The sequence below is a fragment of the Microbulbifer sp. ABE4_465 genome (genome assembly GCF_056160765.1).
The window spans coordinates 1-370 of the sequence record NZ_JBSWXV010000029.1; the positions used below are offsets into that span (position 1 = coordinate 1).

Here is a 370-nt window from a genome sequence, read left to right on the forward strand (position 1 = left end):
GCGTTTCACTTCTGAGTTCGGCAAGGGATCAGGTGGTTCCACAACTCTATTGTCGTCAGGCAAACTGGCTTGGGTTGGCTTGGTCTTATGGGCTCTATGCCCGGCGCTGCCATTTGATTGTTCGTTTGCCTTTGTGTTCGCCTGCAAGCAGGCTCCTACATCAACAATCAACCCAAATAAGTCGGTAAAACATTCTGTAGTAATACACCGCAAGTCGATGCTCTTACGAGCTCAATCTGCGCGTCTCTTCATGCTGGCAATTTCTTGCTCACAATCCAATCGTTAGTAACCATCTCTGTTGTATGGTCAAGCCGCACGGGCAATTAGTACTGGTTAGCTCAACGCCTCACAACGCTTCCACACCCAGCCT

Annotated in this window: 1 rRNA gene; it reads right to left on the reverse strand. The window is 49.5% G+C overall.

Annotated elements, in window-relative coordinates:
* Positions 1-60, reverse strand: a 5S ribosomal RNA gene (gene rrf / locus ACXAG1_RS16985); the annotation flags it as partial.
* Positions 61-370: the final 310 nt, after the last annotated feature.